Source organism: Streptomyces filamentosus (genome assembly GCF_014654895.1).
GTDB lineage: Bacteria > Actinomycetota > Actinomycetes > Streptomycetales > Streptomycetaceae > Streptomyces > Streptomyces filamentosus.
Map to the genome: position 1 here is coordinate 301,035 of NZ_BNBE01000003.1, position 17,239 is coordinate 318,273.

Sequence of the window (17,239 nt, forward strand, 5' to 3'; positions counted from 1 at the left end):
GGGAACTGTCCTTAGCGTGAGGTCATGAACGACACGCCGCGCATCCGGACTGTTGTGAGCTGCACGCTCCTGGCCCTCCTCGTCACCGCGGGCGCGACGGCGTGCGCGGGCTCCGGCGGCCATCCGCTGTCGGCGAGTCCCTACGACGCGGCCGACGAGATCTCCTTCGCGGCCGCAGACGGCACCCGCCTGGACCCCGAGAAGCCGCTGGAGATCAGCGCCAAGGGCGACGAGGCACGGATCGCCGACGTCACCGCCACCGACGCGGCCGGCCGCCACCTGGCGGGCGAACTCACCGCGGACGGCCGCACCTGGCGCTCCACGGCCTCGCTGGCCGCCGGGACCCGGTACACCGTCAGAGTGGCCACGGAGGACGAGGACGGCGCCCCAGGCGCCCGTACGTACACGTTCGAGACGGCTCAGGCCAAAAGGGCTCTGACCGTCGCCTTCGGGCCGGAGGCGGGCACCTACGGCGTGGGGCAGCCGATCACGGCCGACCTCAGCCTCCCCGTCAAGGACCGGGCCGCGCGCGCCGTCGTCGAACGGGCCCTCAAGGTCCGCTCCACGCCCGCCGTCGAGGGCTCCTGGTACTGGGTGGACGACAAGAAGCTGCACTTCCGGCCCAAGGAGTACTGGCCGGCCGGCGCCCTCGTCTCCGTCACCGGCAACCTCGACGGCCTGCGCGTCGGCGACAAGCTCTACGGCGGCCCGTCCGAGCCGCTCCGGCTGAAGATCGGCGACCGGATCGAGGCCGTCGCCGACGCCGAGACGCACCACATGACCGTGCGGCGCAACGGAGAAGTGATCAACACCATTCCGGTGACCACCGGAAAACCGGGCTTCTCCACCCGTAACGGGATCAAGGTGGTGCTCGGCAAGGAGTACTACGTCCGGATGCGCGGCACCAGCATCGGCATCGACGAGGGCAGCTCGGAGTCGTACGACCTGCCGGTGTACTACGCCACCCGGGTCACCTGGAGCGGCGAGTACGTGCACGCCGCCCCCTGGTCCGTCGGCTCCCAGGGCGTCGCCAACGTCAGCCACGGCTGCGTGGGCATGTCCACCGACAACGCCGCCTGGTTCTACGAGACCGTCCGTCCGGGTGACGTCGTCCGCACCGTCAACAGCTCCGGCGACCTCATGGACACCTTCGGCAACGGCTTCGGCGACTGGAACATGCCCTGGGACAAGTGGCGCCGGGGCAGTGCCCTGGTGGCCGAGGAGGGCGACCCGGCGGCCGCCCGCGACACCAGGGCCCGCCTCAGGCCGCTGTCCTTCTGAAACCCGCCCCGCAGCCCGGCGCTACGCGTCGAGCGACAGGCGGGAGCGGAGCAGGCCCGCGAGCGACGCCGCGAACTCGACCGGTTCCACCGGAAGGGTGACCGCGGCGTCCGCACGGCTCCACGTGGCCAGCCAGGCGTCCTGCGGGCGCCCGATGAGCAGCAGCACCGGCGGGCAGTGGAAGACCTCGTCCTTGATCTGCCGGCAGACGCCCATGCCCCCGGCCGGCGTGGTCTCGCCGTCGAGCACGCAGACGTCGATCCCGCCCTCGTCGAGGCGCTTCAGCACGGCCGGGAGGGTGGCGCACTCCACGAACTCCACCGGGGGCACGTCCGCCGCGGGCCGCCGCCCGGCGGCGAGCCGGACCTGCTCCCGGGTGTTCGCGTCGTCGCTGTAGACCAGGACCGTGGCACTCGACTGCATCGTTCCTCCGTCCGGAAGGCGGGCCGGTCGTCCTCGACCGGTGCGCCGGATGCTACTCCGCTCCACACCCCGTCAACACCCGTTCAACACCTGTTCGAAGGGTGCCGGAGGGCCCTCGCGATGGGCCGTTCGGGCAGGACACACCCCTCTGACACTCCGAACGGCACCCCCCGGAGTGAGGGCGGGATAAGCGACCGACATAATGTCGGTCGTGGCGACAGTAACGACAGTAGAAACCGGGCACGCGCACCCGTCGGTCAATCGACCGAACCTCACCAGCGTCGGAACCATCATCTGGCTGAGTTCCGAGCTGATGTTCTTCGCGGCCCTCTTCGCGATGTACTTCACCCTGCGATCGGTGACGGGTCCCGAGTTCTGGACGGAAAAGGCCTCGGCCTTGAACTTCCCGTTCTCGGCGACCAACACCACGATCCTGGTGCTCTCCTCCCTCACCTGTCAGCTCGGCGTCTTCGCCGCCGAGCGCGGTGACGTGAAGAAGCTCCGGACGTGGTTCATCATCACGTTCGTGATGGGTGCCATCTTCGTTGGCGGTCAGGTCTTCGAGTACACCGAGCTGGTCAAGCACGAGGGCCTCTCGCTCTCGTCCGACCCGTACGGCACGGTGTTCTACCTGACCACCGGCTTCCACGGCCTGCACGTGACGGGCGGTCTCATCGCCTTCCTGCTGGTCCTCGGCCGGACGTACGCCGCCAAGAGGTTCACTCACGAGCAGGCAACCGCCGCCATCGTCGTGTCCTACTACTGGCACTTCGTCGATGTCGTCTGGATCGGCCTCTTCGCCACGATCTACATGATCAAGTAGTCGGTCACCGCCGGTCACGGCGGACCGACATCCAGCAAGCATCGACGCAGAAGATCCTGACACCGGGGTAATCCGTGAAAAAGCTCTCCGCACGACGACGCCATCCGCTGGCGGCGGTCGTCGTCCTACTTCTCGCGCTGGCGGCCACGGGGGGGCTGTACGCCGCGTTCGCGCCCGCGGGCACGGCGAAGGCCGATGAAACCGCCCAGTCCCTCGCCATCGAGGAGGGCAAGAAGCTCTACTCCGTCGGCTGCGCCAGCTGCCACGGAACCGGCGGTCAGGGCACCTCTGACGGCCCGTCCCTCGTCGGCGTCGGCTCCGCCGCCGTCGACTTCCAGGTCGGCACCGGACGCATGCCGGCCCAGCAGCCGGGCGCCCAGGTCCCGAAGAAGAAGGTCATCTACACGCAGGCCGAGATCGACCAGCTCGCGGCGTACGTCGCTTCTCTCGGTGCCGGTGCGATCACGCCGACCGAGGGTCAGTACAACCCTGCGGGCGCCGACGCGGCGAAGGGTGGCGAGCTGTTCCGCACCAACTGCGCGCAGTGCCACAACTTCACCGGCGAGGGCGGCGCGCTGACCTACGGCAAGTACGCCCCGAGCCTTGAGGGCGTCAGCCCGAAGCACCTCTACGAGGCCATGCAGACCGGCCCGCAGAACATGCCCTCCTTCCCGGACACCACCATGCCGGAGCAGGAGAAGAAGGACATCATCGCGTACGTCCAGGCCGTCAACGGCGAGAAGGCCGACAACCCGGGCGGTCTCTCGCTCGGTGGCCTCGGCCCCGTCTCCGAGGGCCTGTTCGCCTGGGTCTTCGGTCTGGGCGCGCTGATCGCAGTTGCCATCTGGGTCGCGGCCCACACCGCTAAGGCCAAGAAGTCATGAGTACCCAAGAGATTCCAGAAGAGAACCTGCCGGCAGGGCAGGACACCGCGCACGGCGCGGTGAAGGTCGCGGACAACCCGTTCGTCGACCCGGGCCTCCCGCCCCACAAGCCGCGCGTCCAGGACATCGACGAGAAGGCCGCCCGGCGCTCCGAGCGCGCCGTCGCGTTCATGTTCGTGCTGTCGATGCTGGCCACCGTCGGCTTCATCGCGTCGTACGTGATCTTCCCGGTCGACAAGATCGTGTACATCTGGCCGTTCGGCCGGGTGTCCGCGCTCAACTTCGCCCTCGGCTGGACCCTCGGCCTCGCCCTCTTCTTCATCGGCGCGGGTGCGGTCCACTGGGCCCGCACCCTGATGTCCGACGTCGAGATGGCGGACGAGCGTCACCCGATGGCGGCGTCGCCCGAGGTCAAGGCGAAGGTCATGGCGGACTTCGCGGCCGGTGCCGCCGAGTCCGGCTTCGGCCGCCGCAAGCTCATCCGCAACACGCTCTTCGGCGCGCTGGCCCTGGTGCCGCTCTCCGGCGTCGTGCTGCTGCGTGACATGGGTCCGCTGCCCGAGAAGAAGCTCCGCACGACGCTGTGGGCCAAGGGCAAGCTGCTCATCAACATGAACACGCACGAGCCGCTGCGTCCCGAGGACGTCGCCGTCGGTTCGCTGACCTTCGCGATGCCCGAGGGCCTCTCGGAGCACGACCACAACTTCCAGACCGAGATCGCCAAGGCCGCCCTGATGATCGTCCGGATCCAGCCGGAGGACATCAAGGACAAGCGCGAGCTCGAGTGGTCGCACGAGGGCATCGTCGCCTTCTCGAAGATCTGCACCCACGTCGGCTGCCCGATCTCCCTGTACGAGCAGCAGACGCACCACGTGCTCTGCCCGTGCCACCAGTCCACCTTCGACCTGTCCGACGGCGCCCGAGTCATCTTCGGCCCGGCCGGTCACGCCCTCCCGCAGCTGCGGATCGGCGTGAACGACAAGGGCTTCCTCGAAGCGCACGGCGACTTCGACGAGCCCGTCGGTCCCGCATTCTGGGAGCGCGGATGAGCACTGTGACCAACACGCAGAAGAAGGCGCCCGCCGGTGAGCGGGTCGCCGACTGGGCCGACGGACGCCTGGGGATCTACACGCTGGCCAAGGCCAACATGCGGAAGATCTTCCCGGACCACTGGTCCTTCATGCTGGGCGAGATCTGCCTCTACAGCTTCCTCATCATCATCCTGACGGGCGTCTACCTGACGATGTTCTTCCACCCGTCGATGAACGAGGTGGAGTACGCCGGACCGTACGTCCCGCTCCAGGGACAGCTGATGTCCGAGGCGTTCAACTCGACCATGCACATCTCCTTCGAGGTGCGCGGTGGTCTGCTCATCCGGCAGATCCACCACTGGGCGGCGCTGATCTTCCTCGCCGGCATGTTCGTGCACATGATGCGCGTCTTCTTCACCGGCGCGTTCCGCAAGCCGCGTGAGATCAACTGGCTGTTCGGCTTCCTGCTGTTCTTCCTGGGCATGTTCACCGGCTTCACCGGTTACTCGCTCCCGGACGACCTGCTCTCCGGCACCGGTGTCCGCTTCATGCAGGGCGCGATCCTGTCGGTGCCGATCGTCGGCACCTACCTGTCGATGTTCCTCTTCGGCGGCGAGTTCCCCGGCGGCGACTTCGTCGCCCGGTTCTACTCGGCGCACGTGCTGCTGCTCCCCGGCATCATGCTGGGCCTGGTGGTCGCGCACCTCATCCTGGTGTTCGTCCACAAGCACACGCACTTCGCCGGCCCCGGCCGGACGAACGACAACGTCGTCGGCATGCCGCTGCTCCCGGTGTACATGGCGAAGGCCGGAGGCTTCTTCTTCCTGGTCTTCGGCGTGATCGCGGTCATCGCGGCCATCGCCTCGATCAACCCGATCTGGGCCATCGGCCCGTACCGCCCGGACCAGGTGTCCACCGGCGCCCAGCCCGACTGGTACATGGGCTTCGCCGAGGGTCTGATCCGTGTCATGCCGGGCTGGGAGATCAACCTGTGGGGCCACACGCTGGTCCTCGGCGTGATGATCCCGCTGGCGATCTTCCCGGCGGTCCTCGCGGTGATCGCGGTCTACCCGTTCATCGAGTCCTGGATCACCGGCGACAAGCGCGAGCACCACATCGCGCAGCGCCCGCGCAACGCTCCGACGCGCACCGCCTTCGGCGTCGCCTGGATCACCGCGTACATGGTCATGCTCGTCGGTGGTGGAAACGACCTCTGGGCCACCCACTTCCACCTGTCGATCAACTCGATCACCTGGTTCGTGCGGATCTTCTTCTTCGTCGGCCCGGTCATCGCGTTCATCGTCACCAAGCGGATCTGCCTCGGCCTCCAGCGCCGGGACAAGGACAAGGTGCTGCACGGCCGCGAGTCCGGCATCATCAAGCGCCTGCCGCACGGTGAGTTCGTCGAGGTCCACGAGCCGCTCAGCCAGGGCGAGCTGTACAAGCTCACCGCCCACGAGCAGTACGAGCCCGCGGCCCTGCCGCCGGCCGTCGACGAGAACGGCGTGGAGCGGAAGATCGGCGCGATGGAGAAGCTCCGGGTCAAGCTCAACAAGGGCTACTACGGCGACGACAACCAGGTCGCCAAGCCCACCCTCGAGGAGTACAAGGAGATCCAGAGCGGCCACGGCCACCACTGAGACCCTCCTGACCTCCTGAGGCAGGTCGCCACGGCGAGAGCCCCGTCCATTCGATGGACGGGGCTCTTTGCCGTACCCGGGGGTCGATAGGCTGGACCCCGCATCCGACGCACGACCATCAGGAGCTGCCATGAGCGCTGTGACCCCCGCTGGAGGACCTACCACGGCGGGCCGCTCCTGGCCCGTCCTCCTGAACGGCCTCCTGGAGGGGAACGACCTCTCCGCCGACGACACCGCCTGGGCGATGGACCTCATCATGAGCGGCGAGGCGACCGACGCGCAGATCGCCGGCTTCATGGTGGCGCTGCGCGCCAAGGGCGAGACCGTCGAGGAGATCAGCGGACTCGTCCGGACGATGTACGCGCACGCCCACAGGATCGAGGTGCCGGGACCGGCCGTCGACATCGTCGGCACCGGCGGCGACGGCGCCAAGACCGTCAACATCTCCACGATGGCCTCGATCGTCGTCGCCGGCACCGGCGCGAAGGTCGTCAAGCACGGCAACCGCGCCGCCTCCTCCGCCTCCGGCTCCTCCGACGTCCTGGAGAAGCTCGGCGTCAACCTCGGCCTCACCCCCGCCCGGGTGGCGGAGGTCGCCGAGGAGGCCGGCATCACCATCTGCTTCGCGGTGAGGTTCCACCCCTCGCTGCGGCACGTCGCCGCCGCCCGCGGCCAGCTCGGCATCCGCACCACCTTCAACGTCCTCGGCCCGCTCACCAACCCGGCCGGGGTGAAGGCCCAGGCGGTCGGCGTCGCCGACCCGCGGATGGCGCCGATCGTCGCCGGGGTGTTCGCCGAGCGCGGCAACTCGGCCCTGGTCTTCCGCGGCGACGACGGCCTGGACGAGCTGACCGTCACCGGCACCTCCCGGGTGTGGGTGGTCAGGGACGGCGCCGTCCGCGAGGAGGTCTTCGACCCGAGGGACGTCGGCCTGGCCCACGCGCCCCTGGAGGCGCTGCGCGGCGGCGACGCCTCGTACAACGCCGACGTCGCCCGCCGGCTCCTGGCCGGCGAGACCGGGCCGGTGCGGGACGCGGTGCTGCTCAACGCGGCGGCGGCGCTCACCGCCCTGGAGCCCGGCGAGGGCACCCTGGCGGAGCAGCTGAGGGCCGGCATGGCGAAGGCCGCCGCGTCGATCGACTCCGGGGGCGCCCGCGCCGCCCTGGACCGCTGGGTCGCCGCCAGCAACGCCTGAATCCCACCGCGCGGCCCGCGCGGCCTCGTCCCGGAATGCGGACGGGGTTGCGCGGACCGCGAGCGGTGGCATACGTTCGGCAACAGGTCATGAGTGACAGTCCTCAAGCCCCGGCTGACTGTCCGGCAACCCTCCGTCCGTGGCGGGGTGCCCCGGGTGAAGACCAGGCCGTGGACAGCAAGGTCCTCGGCAAGCGCGGACCCCTGCGCCATCCCTGGGGTCCTGGTCCTCGAGGGAGCGGTCTCGTGAGCAAGCGAATGCGATAGGGCCTCCGGCCCCTTTTTCCCCCTCCGTACGGCACCCTTCCCTTTCTTTCGCGCTGCCGTGCGTCGAGGTCGACACCCGTACGCGGTACGCCGTTCGGCGCCGCCCCGCGGGTCCTTCACGCCACTCGCCTGTCACGCCGGGAGATACCGCCATGTCCGCACGCCCGAACGCCGCCACCGAGACCGCCTCCGCCACCGAGACCGCCTCCGCCGCCGGGTCCGCCGACGCCTGCTGCACCGGGCCGCTGCCCGTCCTCGGCCGTGACGTCACCGTCCCGCTCGTCACCGGCGGCGAGGTCACCTACGCGGCCCTCGACTACGCGGCCAGCGCCCCCGCCCTCCAGCGCGTCTGGGACGACGTCGCCGCCTACGCCCCGTACTACGGCAGCGTGCACCGGGGCGCCGGCTACCTCTCCCAGCTCTCCACCGACCTCTTCGAGCAGAGCCGCGCCACCGTCGCCGGCTTCCTCGACTGCCGCGAGGACGACCAGGTCGTCTTCACCCGCTCCACCACCGACTCGCTCAACCTGCTCGCCCAGGTCGTCCCCGCCGGCTGCCAGGTCTTCGTCTTCGAGACCGAGCACCACGCCTCCCTGCTGCCGTGGCGCGACGCCCAGGTCACCTACCTCAACGCCCCCCGGACCCCGGCCCAGGCCGTCGAGACCCTGGAGCGCGCGCTCGCCGACCGCGACCCGTACGGCCCGGCGCTGGTCTGCGTCACCGGCGCCTCCAACGTGACCGGCGAACTGTGGCCGGTGCGCGAACTCGCCGCCGCCGCCCACGCGCACGGCGCCCGGATCGTCCTCGACGCCGCCCAGCTCGCCCCCCACCACCCGGTCTCCGTGAAGGACCTGGACGTCGACTGGGTCGCCTTCTCCGGGCACAAGCTGTACGCGCCCTTCGGCTCCGGCGTCCTCGCCGGCCGCGCCGACTGGCTCCGGGCCGCCGAGCCGTACCTCGCGGGCGGCGGCGCCTCCCGCACGGTGGCCCGCCGGGCCGACGGCGGCGTGGACGTCGAGTGGCACACCACCGCCGCCCGCCACGAGGCCGGCTCCCCGAACGTCATCGGCGTCTACTCCATCGCCTCCGCCTGCAAGGCGCTGACCGAGGCCGGCTTCGACACCCTCGTCGCCCGCGAGCGGCAGCTCATCGACACCGTCCGCGCCGGGCTCGCCGAGGTCCCCGAGGTCCGCGTCCTGTCGCTCTTCGGCGACGACGCCCCGCGGGTCGGCGTCATCTCCTTCGTCGTCGACGGCTGGAACAGCTCCCACTTCGCCGCGGCCCTCTCCGCCGAGTACGGCATCGGCGTCCGCGACGGCCTCTTCTGCGCCCACCCGCTGGTCCGCACCCTGCTCGGCTCCGACGCGCAGGACCCGGGCGAGTGCGGCGCCCCCGAGGCGGAGCCGGGGGAGCGCTCGCTCAACGCCATCCGGGTCAGCTTCGGCGCCGGCACGCCGGACGAGCACGTCGAGCGCTTCGTCGGCGCCGTGAAGGAACTGGTCCGCGACGGCGCCCAGTGGAAGTACCGCACGGAGGACGGCCGCTGCGTCCCCGACCGCGGCTGACACCGGCGGCCCGGGCCCCGGCCCGCTCCCTCACCCCTCGAAGGGAAGTGCGAGAGCGGTGCCGCGGACCCGGGCCGTCGTCGTGCGGGGCCGGTCTCAGGACTCCAGGCCGATGGCGAAGGCCGCCTCCAGGTCGTGCTGCGAGTACGTGCGGAAGGCGACGTGGGTGTCGGTGCCCTCGACGCCCGGGATCTTGCTGATCCGGCCGGGGATGACCTCGGCCAGGTCGTCGTGGCGGGGCACCCGGACCATCGCGATGAGGTCGTACGTACCGGTCACCGAGAAGACCTCGCTGACGTTGTCGAGCGCGGCGATCGACTCGGCGATCTCGGGGATGCGGTCCACGCTGGTCTTGATGAGGACGATCGCGGTGATCACGGCTGGCTGTCTCCCTCGGTCGCCGCTGCTGGGGTTTTCACTCTATCCCCACCCCGGAACCGGACCCAGGCGTAGAGGAAGCCGACGGAGAAGCCCACCACGTGGGCCAGGTAGGCGACGCCGGGGCCCTCGGTCGCGGCCCGGGCCGCCAGCCACTGGAGCGTGAACCAGAAGACGAGCACGATCCAGGCCGGGAAGCGCAGCGGCAGGAAGAAGAGGAAGGGGAAGAGGCTGGTCACCCGGGAGCGGGGGAAGAGGAAGAGGAACGCCCCGAGCACCGCGGAGATCGCCCCCGAGGCGCCCACCAGGGTCTGCTCCCCGTCCGCCTGGTCGGCGTGGACCACGGCGTAGCCCAGCAGGGCGACGTAGCCGGTGCCCAGGTAGAAGAGGGCGAACTCGACGTGCCCCATCCGCTCCTCGGCCATCGCGCCGAAGACCCAGAGGAAGAGCATGTTGCCGAGCAGGTGGAGCCACCCGCCGTGCACGAAGAGCGCGGTGAAGGGGGTGAGCAGGGCGCCGGAGCCGCCCCGCATCAGCTCCGCCGGCACCACCCCCCAGCGGTGGAAGTAGGCGCTCTGCGCCGCGAGCACCTCGTCCCCGGTCCCGTACGCCGGGTTGAGTCCGGAGACCGGGCTGACAATGAAGAGGAGACAGCAGGCGGCGATCAGTCCGTAGGTCACCGCGGGTCCGGTGCGGGTGCCCCGGAGGGCGCCCAGGGCCGTGCCTCGCCACTCGATCATGGACAGATCATGGCCCAACAGGGACGAAGTGGACAGAGTGCCTCGCCGGGCCGGGCCGCCTCCGGTGAGGCCGTAGGGTTACGGGATCGAGCACCGCAGTTCGACGGCGCACCGCGGCTCCCGTACCTGGTACCACCACCACAGGAAGAAGGACGGCAACCATGACGACGGTTCCCCTGCCGACCGCCGAGACCCGCTGGCGCTGCACCCTCTGCGGCAACCTCACCCGCTTCGACGTGACGCGCTCCTCCAAGGTCGTCGAGTACGTCCACCTGGACCTGTCCGGGGAGCCCAAGGTCGAGGAGCGCGAGGTGGTCAGTGAGACCATCGAGTCGGTCCGCTGCCGCTGGTGCAACGCGGTGGACCAGATCGAACTGGTGGACAAGCCGGGCGTCGAGTCCTGACGGACGGCGCCGACGACAGTAGGGGTGACGGATCGTGGAGCAGTCCGCGCACGGTGACGAACCGGCCGGCGCGGCGGCCGACGCTGCCGAGACGCTCGACCATCCCCTGCCGGAGGGGGTACGGCGGCGGGTGATCGCGCTGGTCGCCGACGCCTTCGGCGGCCTGACCGTCGCCGAGCTGCCCGCCCCCCTGCGGCAGTACGCCCGTTTCACCGCGAGCCGGCGCGCCAAGTTCGCCGGCAACGCGATGGCCGCCGCCCTGGAGGGCGACCCGCTCTTCCGGCAGCGGATCGGCGAGCGGTTCAAGCAGTCCCAGCCGGAGCTGGCCGAGGCCGTGGAGACCGGCACCCCGCCCGCCGCCGCCGACCCCGTCGACGTGGCCGCGGCGGCGTACGTGCTCCGCCCGCCGGGCTGGGGCAAGCTCGTGGCCGCCGCCGGCGAGGAGGTCCAGCGGGCCGACGCCGAGCGCGCCGACGAGGCGGGCCGGCGCGAGGTGGAGCGGCTCCGCGAGGAGCTGGCCGCCGCCCGCGAGCGCTCCCGGAGCGAGACCGAGCAGCTGCGGCACGACCTGGAGACCGCCCGCAAGGAAGCCGAATCGCTTCACCGCAAGCTGCGCAGCGCGCAGAGCGACGTGAAGCGCGGCGAGGCGGCGCTGCGGCGCGCCCAGGCCGAGATGGACGCCGCCCGCTCCGAGGCGGCCGCCCAGGTGTCCGCGGCCGAGAGCGAGTCGCGGCGGCTCAAGGCCCGGCTGGGCGAGGTCGAGGCGGCCCTGGAGGCGAGCCGCCGGGCGGCCCGCGAGGGGCGTTCGGTGGAGGACATGCGGCTGCGGCTGCTCCTCGACACCGTCCTGGACGCGGCCCAGGGGCTGCGGCGCGAACTGGCCCTGCCGCCGGTGTCGGTGCACCCGGCGGACACCGTGGACGCCGTGGAGCCGGGGCGGATGTCGCCGAAGGACATCGCGACCCGCGCCCTGTCGGAGACCGATCCGGCCCTGCTCGACCAGTTGTTGACGCTGCCGCAGACCCATCTCGTCGTGGACGGCTACAACGTCACCAAGACCGGCTATCCAACGATGCCGCTGGAGAAGCAGCGGTTGCGGCTGCTCGGCGGGCTCTCCGCGCTCGCGGCCCGCTCGGGCGCCGAGGTCACCTGCGTCTTCGACGGGGCCGAGCTGGCCGCTCCGGTGCTGCTCGCGCCGCCGCGCGGGGTGCGGGTGCTCTTCTCCAAGCCCGGTGTCACGGCGGACGAGTTGATCCGGCAGCTGGTCAGGGCGGAACCGCCGGGCCGGCCGGTCGTCGTGGTCTCCACCGACCGCGAGGTGGCCGACGGCGTCGCGAAGGCCGGTGCGCGGCCGGTGTCGTCCGCCCTGCTCCTGAAGCGGCTTTCACGCCTCTCGTAAAGACTCGCCCGGGTTGCAACTCTTGTGTTCTATGCCCGTTTTATGGACGGCGGACGGTCAAGTACCCGTCACGGGCGGTGTGATGCATGTAAATAAAGTGGTGCGTGAGCGAGTTTTTTGCCGTCGGGATTTGAACTGATCACAAGTTGGTCACTAGGGTCGGGCCTCGAACCTTCGCGCGGTTGATCACCCATCAGGGCGGTCCGTGGAGGAACCGCCTGCCCCTGACCGGCCGGGCGGCTCGAGGAAGAAGGAGCTCGCCTTCGTGGCGTCCCACCGTCGACCCAAGCAGCCGAGCCGCACCCGTGTGACCGTGCTCACCGCGACCGCGGCCGCCGCCGTCGCGTTCTCCGCCCAGACCGGAGCCCAGGCGGCCCCCAAGCCGAAGATCGACGAGGTCAAGTCCAAGGTCGACGACCTCTACCACGAGGCCGAAGAGGCCACCGAGCAGCACAGCCAGGCCGAGGAGCGCCGCAGCAAGCTGCAGAAGGAGGTCAGCCAGATCCAGGACCGGGTGGCACGTGGTCAGCAGGAGCTGAACACCCTCCGGGACCAGATCGGTTCGGTCGCCAGCGCCCAGTACCGCTCCGGCGGCATCGACCCCGCGCTCCAGCTCTTCCTCTCCTCCGACCCGGACGACTACCTGGACAAGGCGTCCGCCATCGGCCGGGTGACGGACCAGCAGGCCGACGTCCTCGCCTCCATCCAGGACAAGCAGCGCGCCCTCGCCCAGGAGCGCGCCGAGGCCACGGCGAAGCTCGCCGACCTGGAGGACGTCCGCAAGACCCTCGGCGAGAAGAAGAAGAAGATCCAGGGCAAGCTCTCCGAGGCCCGCAAGCTCCTCAACACCCTCACCGCCGAGGAGCGCGCCCGCATCCAGCAGGAGGAGCAGGAGCGCGCCGCGAAGGCCGAGCGCGCCTCCCGCGCCTCCGCCCCCCGCGTCGACCTCGGCAACGAGGCCCCGGCCAGCGGCCTGGGCGCCGCCGCCCTCGCCGCCGCCGCCACCCAGCTCGGCAAGCCGTACCAGTCCGGCGAAGAGGGCCCGTACGCCTACGACTGCTCCGGTCTGACGCAGTGGGCCTACCGCCAGGCGGGCGCCCGCCTCTCCCGGGTCACCTACACCCAGCAGAACGACGGCACCAAGATCGGCCGCAGCCAGCTCAAGCCCGGCGACCTGGTCTTCTTCAACAGCCTGTCGCACGTGGGCCTGTACGCGGGCAACAACACGATCCTGCACGCCCCCAAGCCGGGCGCCGTGGTCCGCTACGAGTCCATGGACTACATGGGCACCTTCCAGTTCGGCGTCCGCATCGGCGGCTGACCCGCCCGGCCTGCCGCCCGAACGGGTGGTTCGGCGCACGCCCCGCTGACCTGACGCCCCGCCGGTGACCTCGCGGTCTCCGGCGGGGCGTCCTTTTGTGTGCCCGGCGCCTTCGTTGGACGGGGGACGGCGAGCGGCTACTGTCTGCCGCGCCAGTCGTCCGCACGAGCCGAACGGAGCACGCACCGTGGCCGCCCACCGCCGACCCGCCCGGGTCACCGTCCTGACCGCAGCCGCCGCGGCCACCGCGGCGGCCTCCCTCGGCGCCGTCCCCGCCGTCGCCGACCCGGGCGCCGGCACCGAGGCCACCCGCGCCAGGGTCGACCGGCTCTACGAGGAGGCCGAGCGCGCCGCCGAGGGCTACAACCGGGCGGACGAGAAGGCGGACGCGCTGCGGCGCAAGGTCCGCCAGGCACAGGACAGCCTGGCCCGCGGCCAGGAGCGCATGAACCGGATGCGCGGCGCGCTCGGCGCGCTCGCCGGCGCCCAGTACCGCTCCGGCGGCCTCGACCCCGCCCTCGTCCTGCTGCTCTCCTCCGACCCGGACAGCTACCTGGACCGGGCCACCGCCCTCGACCGGGCGACCGCACGGCAGAGCGCCGCCCTCACCGAGCTCCGGCGCGAGCGCCACCGCCTCGACCAGGAGCGCGCCGAGGCCCGCACCGCCCTCACCGAGCTGGAGCGCAGCCGCGCCGAGGTGGCCCGCCACAAGCGGTCGGTGGAGCGCAAGCTCGCCGAGGCCCGCCGGGTCCTGGCCTCCCTCACCGCCGCCGAGCGCGCCGACTACGAGCGGGCCTCCCGCTCCGGCGGCCGTGCCGGGGACGGCCCCGGCGCCCCCGGCACGGAACTCCCGCCGGCCCCGGCCGACGCCGGGTCCGGCGACGCCCGGGGGAGCGCCGCGGTGATGGCCGCCCGCAGCGCCGTCGGCAAGCCGTACGTCTGGGGCGCGACCGGCCCCTCCGGCTTCGACTGCTCGGGCCTGATGGTCTGGTCGTACCGGCAGGCCGGGATCAGCCTGCCGCGCACCTCGGCCGCCCAGCGGTACGCGGGACGGCAGGTGCCGCTCTCCCAGGCGCGGCCCGGCGACCTCGTCACCTACCGCGGCGACGCCAGCCACGTCGCCATCTACGCCGGGAACGGGCAGGTCATCCACGCCCCCTACCCCGGCGCCCGGGTCCGCTACGACCCGGTGAACATGATGTCCCACGTGACGGTGACCCGGCTCTGACGTTCCCGGCTCCGACGCCTTCCACCCCCGCTTTGAGGCATCCCCCCGCTCCGACGCCTCCCCCCGCTCCGACGGTCCCGTCCCCGGGCCGGGAGGCGGGATTCCGTCACCCGACCGTACGATCTGAGGCGTGGCGGACCAGGGGCGCGGAGCGGGGCGGACGGGCGGAGTGCTGCTCGCCCTCCTCCTCGCCCTCGCCGCGCTCGTCGGCTGCGGCACCGCCGCCCGGCCCGCCGACCCGGCCCTGCGCGAGGTGCAGTCCCTCCTCGACCGGCACGCCCGGGCCCTCCTCGACCGCGACGAGGCCGCCTGGCTCGCCGCCGCCGACCCCTCCTACGCGGCGGCCGCCCGCACCGAGTTCCGCCGGCTCGCCGACGTGCCGCTGGCCGGCTGGAGCTACCGCGTCACCGGCGTCGAACGGACCGGCGGGGACCGGCTCACCGCCCGCGTCGAGCGCGGCCACCGCATCGCCGGCCACGACCGGGGCGCCCTCGGCGCGGGCCGGGTCGTGGACCTCGTGGAACGAGGCGGCCGCTGGTACGTGACCGGCGAGCGGCCCGCCGAGGGCGCCCCGGTCCGGCTCTGGGAGCAGGGCACGGTCACCGCCGTGCACGGCGCCCGCTCGCTGGTCCTCGGGGTCGGCCAGGATCGTGCCCGGCTGGCCGAGATCGCGCGCCTCGCCGACCGGGCGGTGCCCGCCGTCGACGCCGTCTGGAGCCCCGCCTGGGCCCGCCGGGTGCTGGTCCTCGTCCCCGCCTCCCTCGACGACATGGGCGGCCTGCTCGCGGTGGACGGCTCGCAGTACCGGGGGATCGCCGCCGTCACCACCGGCGAGACCGACCACCGCGCCGACGCCCCCGCGGACCGGGTGATCGTCAACCCCGAGGCGTACGACGTGCTCGGCGACTTCGGCCGGCAGCTGATCCTCACCCACGAGACCGTCCACGTCGCCACCCGCGCCCACACCTCCCCGGCCACCCCGGTCTGGCTCTCCGAGGGCTTCGCCGACTGGGTCGCCTACCAGGACACCGGCCGCACCCCCGCCGAGGCCGCCCCCGAGCTCCGCCGGGCGGTCCGGGCCGGGAACGTGCCCGCCGCCCTCCCCGAGGACGCCGACTTCGGCTTCGGCGGCGACGCGGAGGCACTGGCCCGCGCCTACGAGACCGGCTGGCTGGCCTGCGCGATGATCGCCGACCGCCGGGGCGAGGAGCGGCTGACCGCCTTCTACCGGGAGACGGGCGCCCACCCCGGCCGGGACGGCGCCGTGGAGAGCGCCCTGCGCGAGGTCCTGGACACCACCCCGGAGGAGTTCACGGCCGACTGGCGGGCGTACCTGCGCCAGGAGCTGGGGTAGCTCAGACCGAGCCGGTCAGCACCTTCTCGCGCTCCGGGCGGTCCGCCGGGACCGGGATCGTCACCCCGGCCTCCGTGACCGTGTGCTTCCACAGGATCCGGCAGGCCGTCAGGGTCGCCGCGATCAGCAGGCCGTTGCGCAGGAACAGCACGCCGACGCCCAGCCAGTCGCTCTGCGTCACGTGCGAGAACCAGACCGGGAACTCGAACTGCGTCACCGCCGTCGCCCACAGGATCAGGTACGCGGGCGTCCGCATCCGGCTGGAGCGGTACACCAGGCAGACGGCCGCCAGGCCGACCAGCCAGATCATGTACTGGGGGGAGATCACCCGGCTCGTCGCGGTGAAGAGCAGCACCGCCACGAAGGCCGCGTCCGCCACCGTCGAGGTGGTGAAGCGGCGCGCCTTGAAGCGCCACAGCAGCAGCCAGCCGAAGGCGGCCACGGTCAGCGCCATCGCGCCCTTCGACACCCAGGACACGTAGGGGCCGAGGAACTCGATCGAGCCGTAGTTCATCCGCGCCTCGCCGTCCCAGCCGAAGTGCCGGGCCACGTGGAAGACCATCGCGCCCAGCGACTCGACCTCCGTGCCCCGCTCGCTCTGGAAGGAGAGGAAGGCGAGCCCGCCCGGCATCCAGAGCATGCACAGCCCGAGCACGCCCGCCGCCGCCCCGGCAGCCACCGGCCAGGACCGCCAGGTCGCCCGGCCCTTCGGGGTGCCCGCGAGGATCAGCGCCGGCCACACCTTGAGGACCGCGCCGAAACCGGCCAGCGCGCCGAGCACCCGCGGGCTGCGGATCGCGGCGAGCAGCCCCGCCACCGCCACGGCGGTGACCATGATGTCGTAGCGGGCGTACGCGGTCGGGCCCATCAGCGGCACCGCCGCCAGCCAGAGCCACGCGCCGCGCATCGACCGGCCCGGCCGGCCCCCGGTGTGCACGAGCAGCCCGAAGACGGCGGCGTCGCACAGGAGCGCCAGCACGAAGAAGGCGGCCGAGTAGTTCAGGAACGGCAGCAGGGCGGGGGAGAGGATCGCGAGGGCGGCGGCCGGCGGGTACTGCCAGGTGACGTCGTCCTGCGGGTACGTGCCGGTCTTCAGGACCTCGTACCAGCTCTGGTAGATCTGCTCGACGTCACTGGTGACGTCGGGGCCCGGCACGACCACGATCTTGAACACGCACAGCAGGAGGATGATCCTGGTCAGGGCCCACAACCCCAGCGGCAGGCGCAATTCCCGCAGCCGCCCGGTCGTGCGCGAGCCGATCTCCACTGCGCCCGTCATACCTGTCCTGTTCCTGTCCTGTCGGTCC

16 protein-coding genes and 1 riboswitch are annotated in these 17,239 nt (G+C 71.8%); of the genes, 12 read left to right on the plus strand and 4 right to left on the minus strand.

What is annotated here, in order from left to right; translation table 11 throughout:
- The first annotated feature begins 24 nt into the window (after positions 1-24).
- Positions 25-1,281, plus strand: coding sequence for a L,D-transpeptidase (locus IE326_RS28800; protein WP_190043737.1), 1,257 nt, complete (start codon positions 25-27; stop codon positions 1,279-1,281).
- 21 nt (positions 1,282-1,302) lie between these two features.
- On the opposite strand, the gene IE326_RS28805 is transcribed toward IE326_RS28800, so the two are convergent.
- On the minus strand, positions 1,303-1,704 hold the full coding sequence (locus IE326_RS28805; RefSeq protein ID WP_150227784.1) for a DNA-binding transcriptional response regulator: 402 nt from the start codon (positions 1,702-1,704) through the stop codon (positions 1,303-1,305).
- Between the two features lie 202 nt (positions 1,705-1,906).
- Between IE326_RS28805 and ctaE the strand changes: the two genes are divergently transcribed.
- The 6 genes from ctaE (at position 1,907) to IE326_RS28835 (ending at position 9,108) form a co-directional block, all read left to right on the plus strand.
- On the plus strand, positions 1,907-2,527 hold the full coding sequence (gene ctaE, locus IE326_RS28810; RefSeq protein WP_150227783.1) for an aa3-type cytochrome oxidase subunit III: 621 nt from the start codon (positions 1,907-1,909) through the stop codon (positions 2,525-2,527).
- Between the two features lie 74 nt (positions 2,528-2,601).
- Entirely contained in the window at positions 2,602-3,411 is an 810-nt protein-coding gene (qcrC, locus tag IE326_RS28815; RefSeq protein ID WP_150227782.1) for a cytochrome bc1 complex diheme cytochrome c subunit, read from the plus strand.
- Positions 3,408-4,460, plus strand: coding sequence for a cytochrome bc1 complex Rieske iron-sulfur subunit (qcrA, locus tag IE326_RS28820; RefSeq protein WP_030758113.1), 1,053 nt, complete (start codon positions 3,408-3,410; stop codon positions 4,458-4,460). The genes qcrC and qcrA overlap by 4 nt, the downstream gene beginning before the upstream one ends.
- Positions 4,457-6,082, plus strand: a complete 1,626-nt coding sequence (gene qcrB, locus IE326_RS28825) for a cytochrome bc1 complex cytochrome b subunit (protein WP_150227781.1) — start codon at positions 4,457-4,459, stop codon at positions 6,080-6,082. Before qcrA ends, qcrB begins: the two co-directional genes overlap by 4 nt.
- Positions 6,083-6,212: 130 nt before the next feature.
- Positions 6,213-7,277 (plus strand): anthranilate phosphoribosyltransferase, encoded by a 1,065-nt coding sequence (gene trpD, locus IE326_RS28830; RefSeq protein ID WP_150227780.1) that lies wholly within the window; start codon positions 6,213-6,215, stop codon positions 7,275-7,277.
- 85 nt (positions 7,278-7,362) lie between these two features.
- Positions 7,363-7,479, plus strand: a riboswitch (SAM riboswitch).
- Positions 7,480-7,695: 216 nt separating this feature from the next.
- Positions 7,696-9,108 (plus strand): aminotransferase class V-fold PLP-dependent enzyme, encoded by a 1,413-nt coding sequence (locus tag IE326_RS28835; RefSeq protein WP_190043738.1) that lies wholly within the window; start codon positions 7,696-7,698, stop codon positions 9,106-9,108.
- A gap of 96 nt (positions 9,109-9,204) precedes the next feature.
- Here the strand turns inward: IE326_RS28835 and IE326_RS28840 are convergent, their stop codons facing one another.
- Positions 9,205-9,486, minus strand: a complete 282-nt coding sequence (locus tag IE326_RS28840; protein WP_030758121.1) for an Lrp/AsnC family transcriptional regulator — start codon at positions 9,484-9,486, stop codon at positions 9,205-9,207.
- A complete protein-coding gene (locus IE326_RS28845) occupies positions 9,483-10,226 on the minus strand; it encodes a rhomboid family intramembrane serine protease (protein WP_150227779.1) in 744 nt (247 codons plus the stop codon). The genes IE326_RS28840 and IE326_RS28845 overlap by 4 nt, the downstream gene beginning before the upstream one ends.
- A 161-nt stretch (positions 10,227-10,387) precedes the next feature.
- Between IE326_RS28845 and IE326_RS28850 the strand changes: the two genes are divergently transcribed.
- The 5 genes from IE326_RS28850 to IE326_RS28870 all read left to right on the plus strand — a co-directional run bounded on the left by IE326_RS28850 (position 10,388) and on the right by IE326_RS28870 (position 15,932).
- Positions 10,388-10,630, plus strand: coding sequence for a hypothetical protein (locus IE326_RS28850; protein ID WP_030758128.1), 243 nt, complete (start codon positions 10,388-10,390; stop codon positions 10,628-10,630).
- Between the two features lie 34 nt (positions 10,631-10,664).
- Complete coding sequence (locus IE326_RS28855; RefSeq protein ID WP_150227778.1) at positions 10,665-12,029, plus strand: NYN domain-containing protein; 1,365 nt, start codon at positions 10,665-10,667, stop codon at positions 12,027-12,029.
- A gap of 265 nt (positions 12,030-12,294) precedes the next feature.
- Complete coding sequence (locus tag IE326_RS28860; RefSeq protein ID WP_150227777.1) at positions 12,295-13,350, plus strand: C40 family peptidase; 1,056 nt, start codon at positions 12,295-12,297, stop codon at positions 13,348-13,350.
- Between the two features lie 187 nt (positions 13,351-13,537).
- Positions 13,538-14,578: a C40 family peptidase gene (locus tag IE326_RS28865; protein WP_150227776.1), complete on the plus strand. Its 1,041-nt coding sequence runs from the start codon at positions 13,538-13,540 to the stop codon at positions 14,576-14,578.
- A 130-nt stretch (positions 14,579-14,708) separates the two neighbouring features.
- Positions 14,709-15,932: a hypothetical protein gene (locus IE326_RS28870; RefSeq protein WP_190043739.1), complete on the plus strand. Its 1,224-nt coding sequence runs from the start codon at positions 14,709-14,711 to the stop codon at positions 15,930-15,932.
- A gap of 1 nt (position 15,933) precedes the next feature.
- On the opposite strand, the gene IE326_RS28875 is transcribed toward IE326_RS28870, so the two are convergent.
- A complete protein-coding gene (locus IE326_RS28875; protein WP_150227775.1) occupies positions 15,934-17,211 on the minus strand; it encodes a glycosyltransferase 87 family protein in 1,278 nt (425 codons plus the stop codon).
- Between the last annotated feature and the right edge of the window lie 28 nt (positions 17,212-17,239).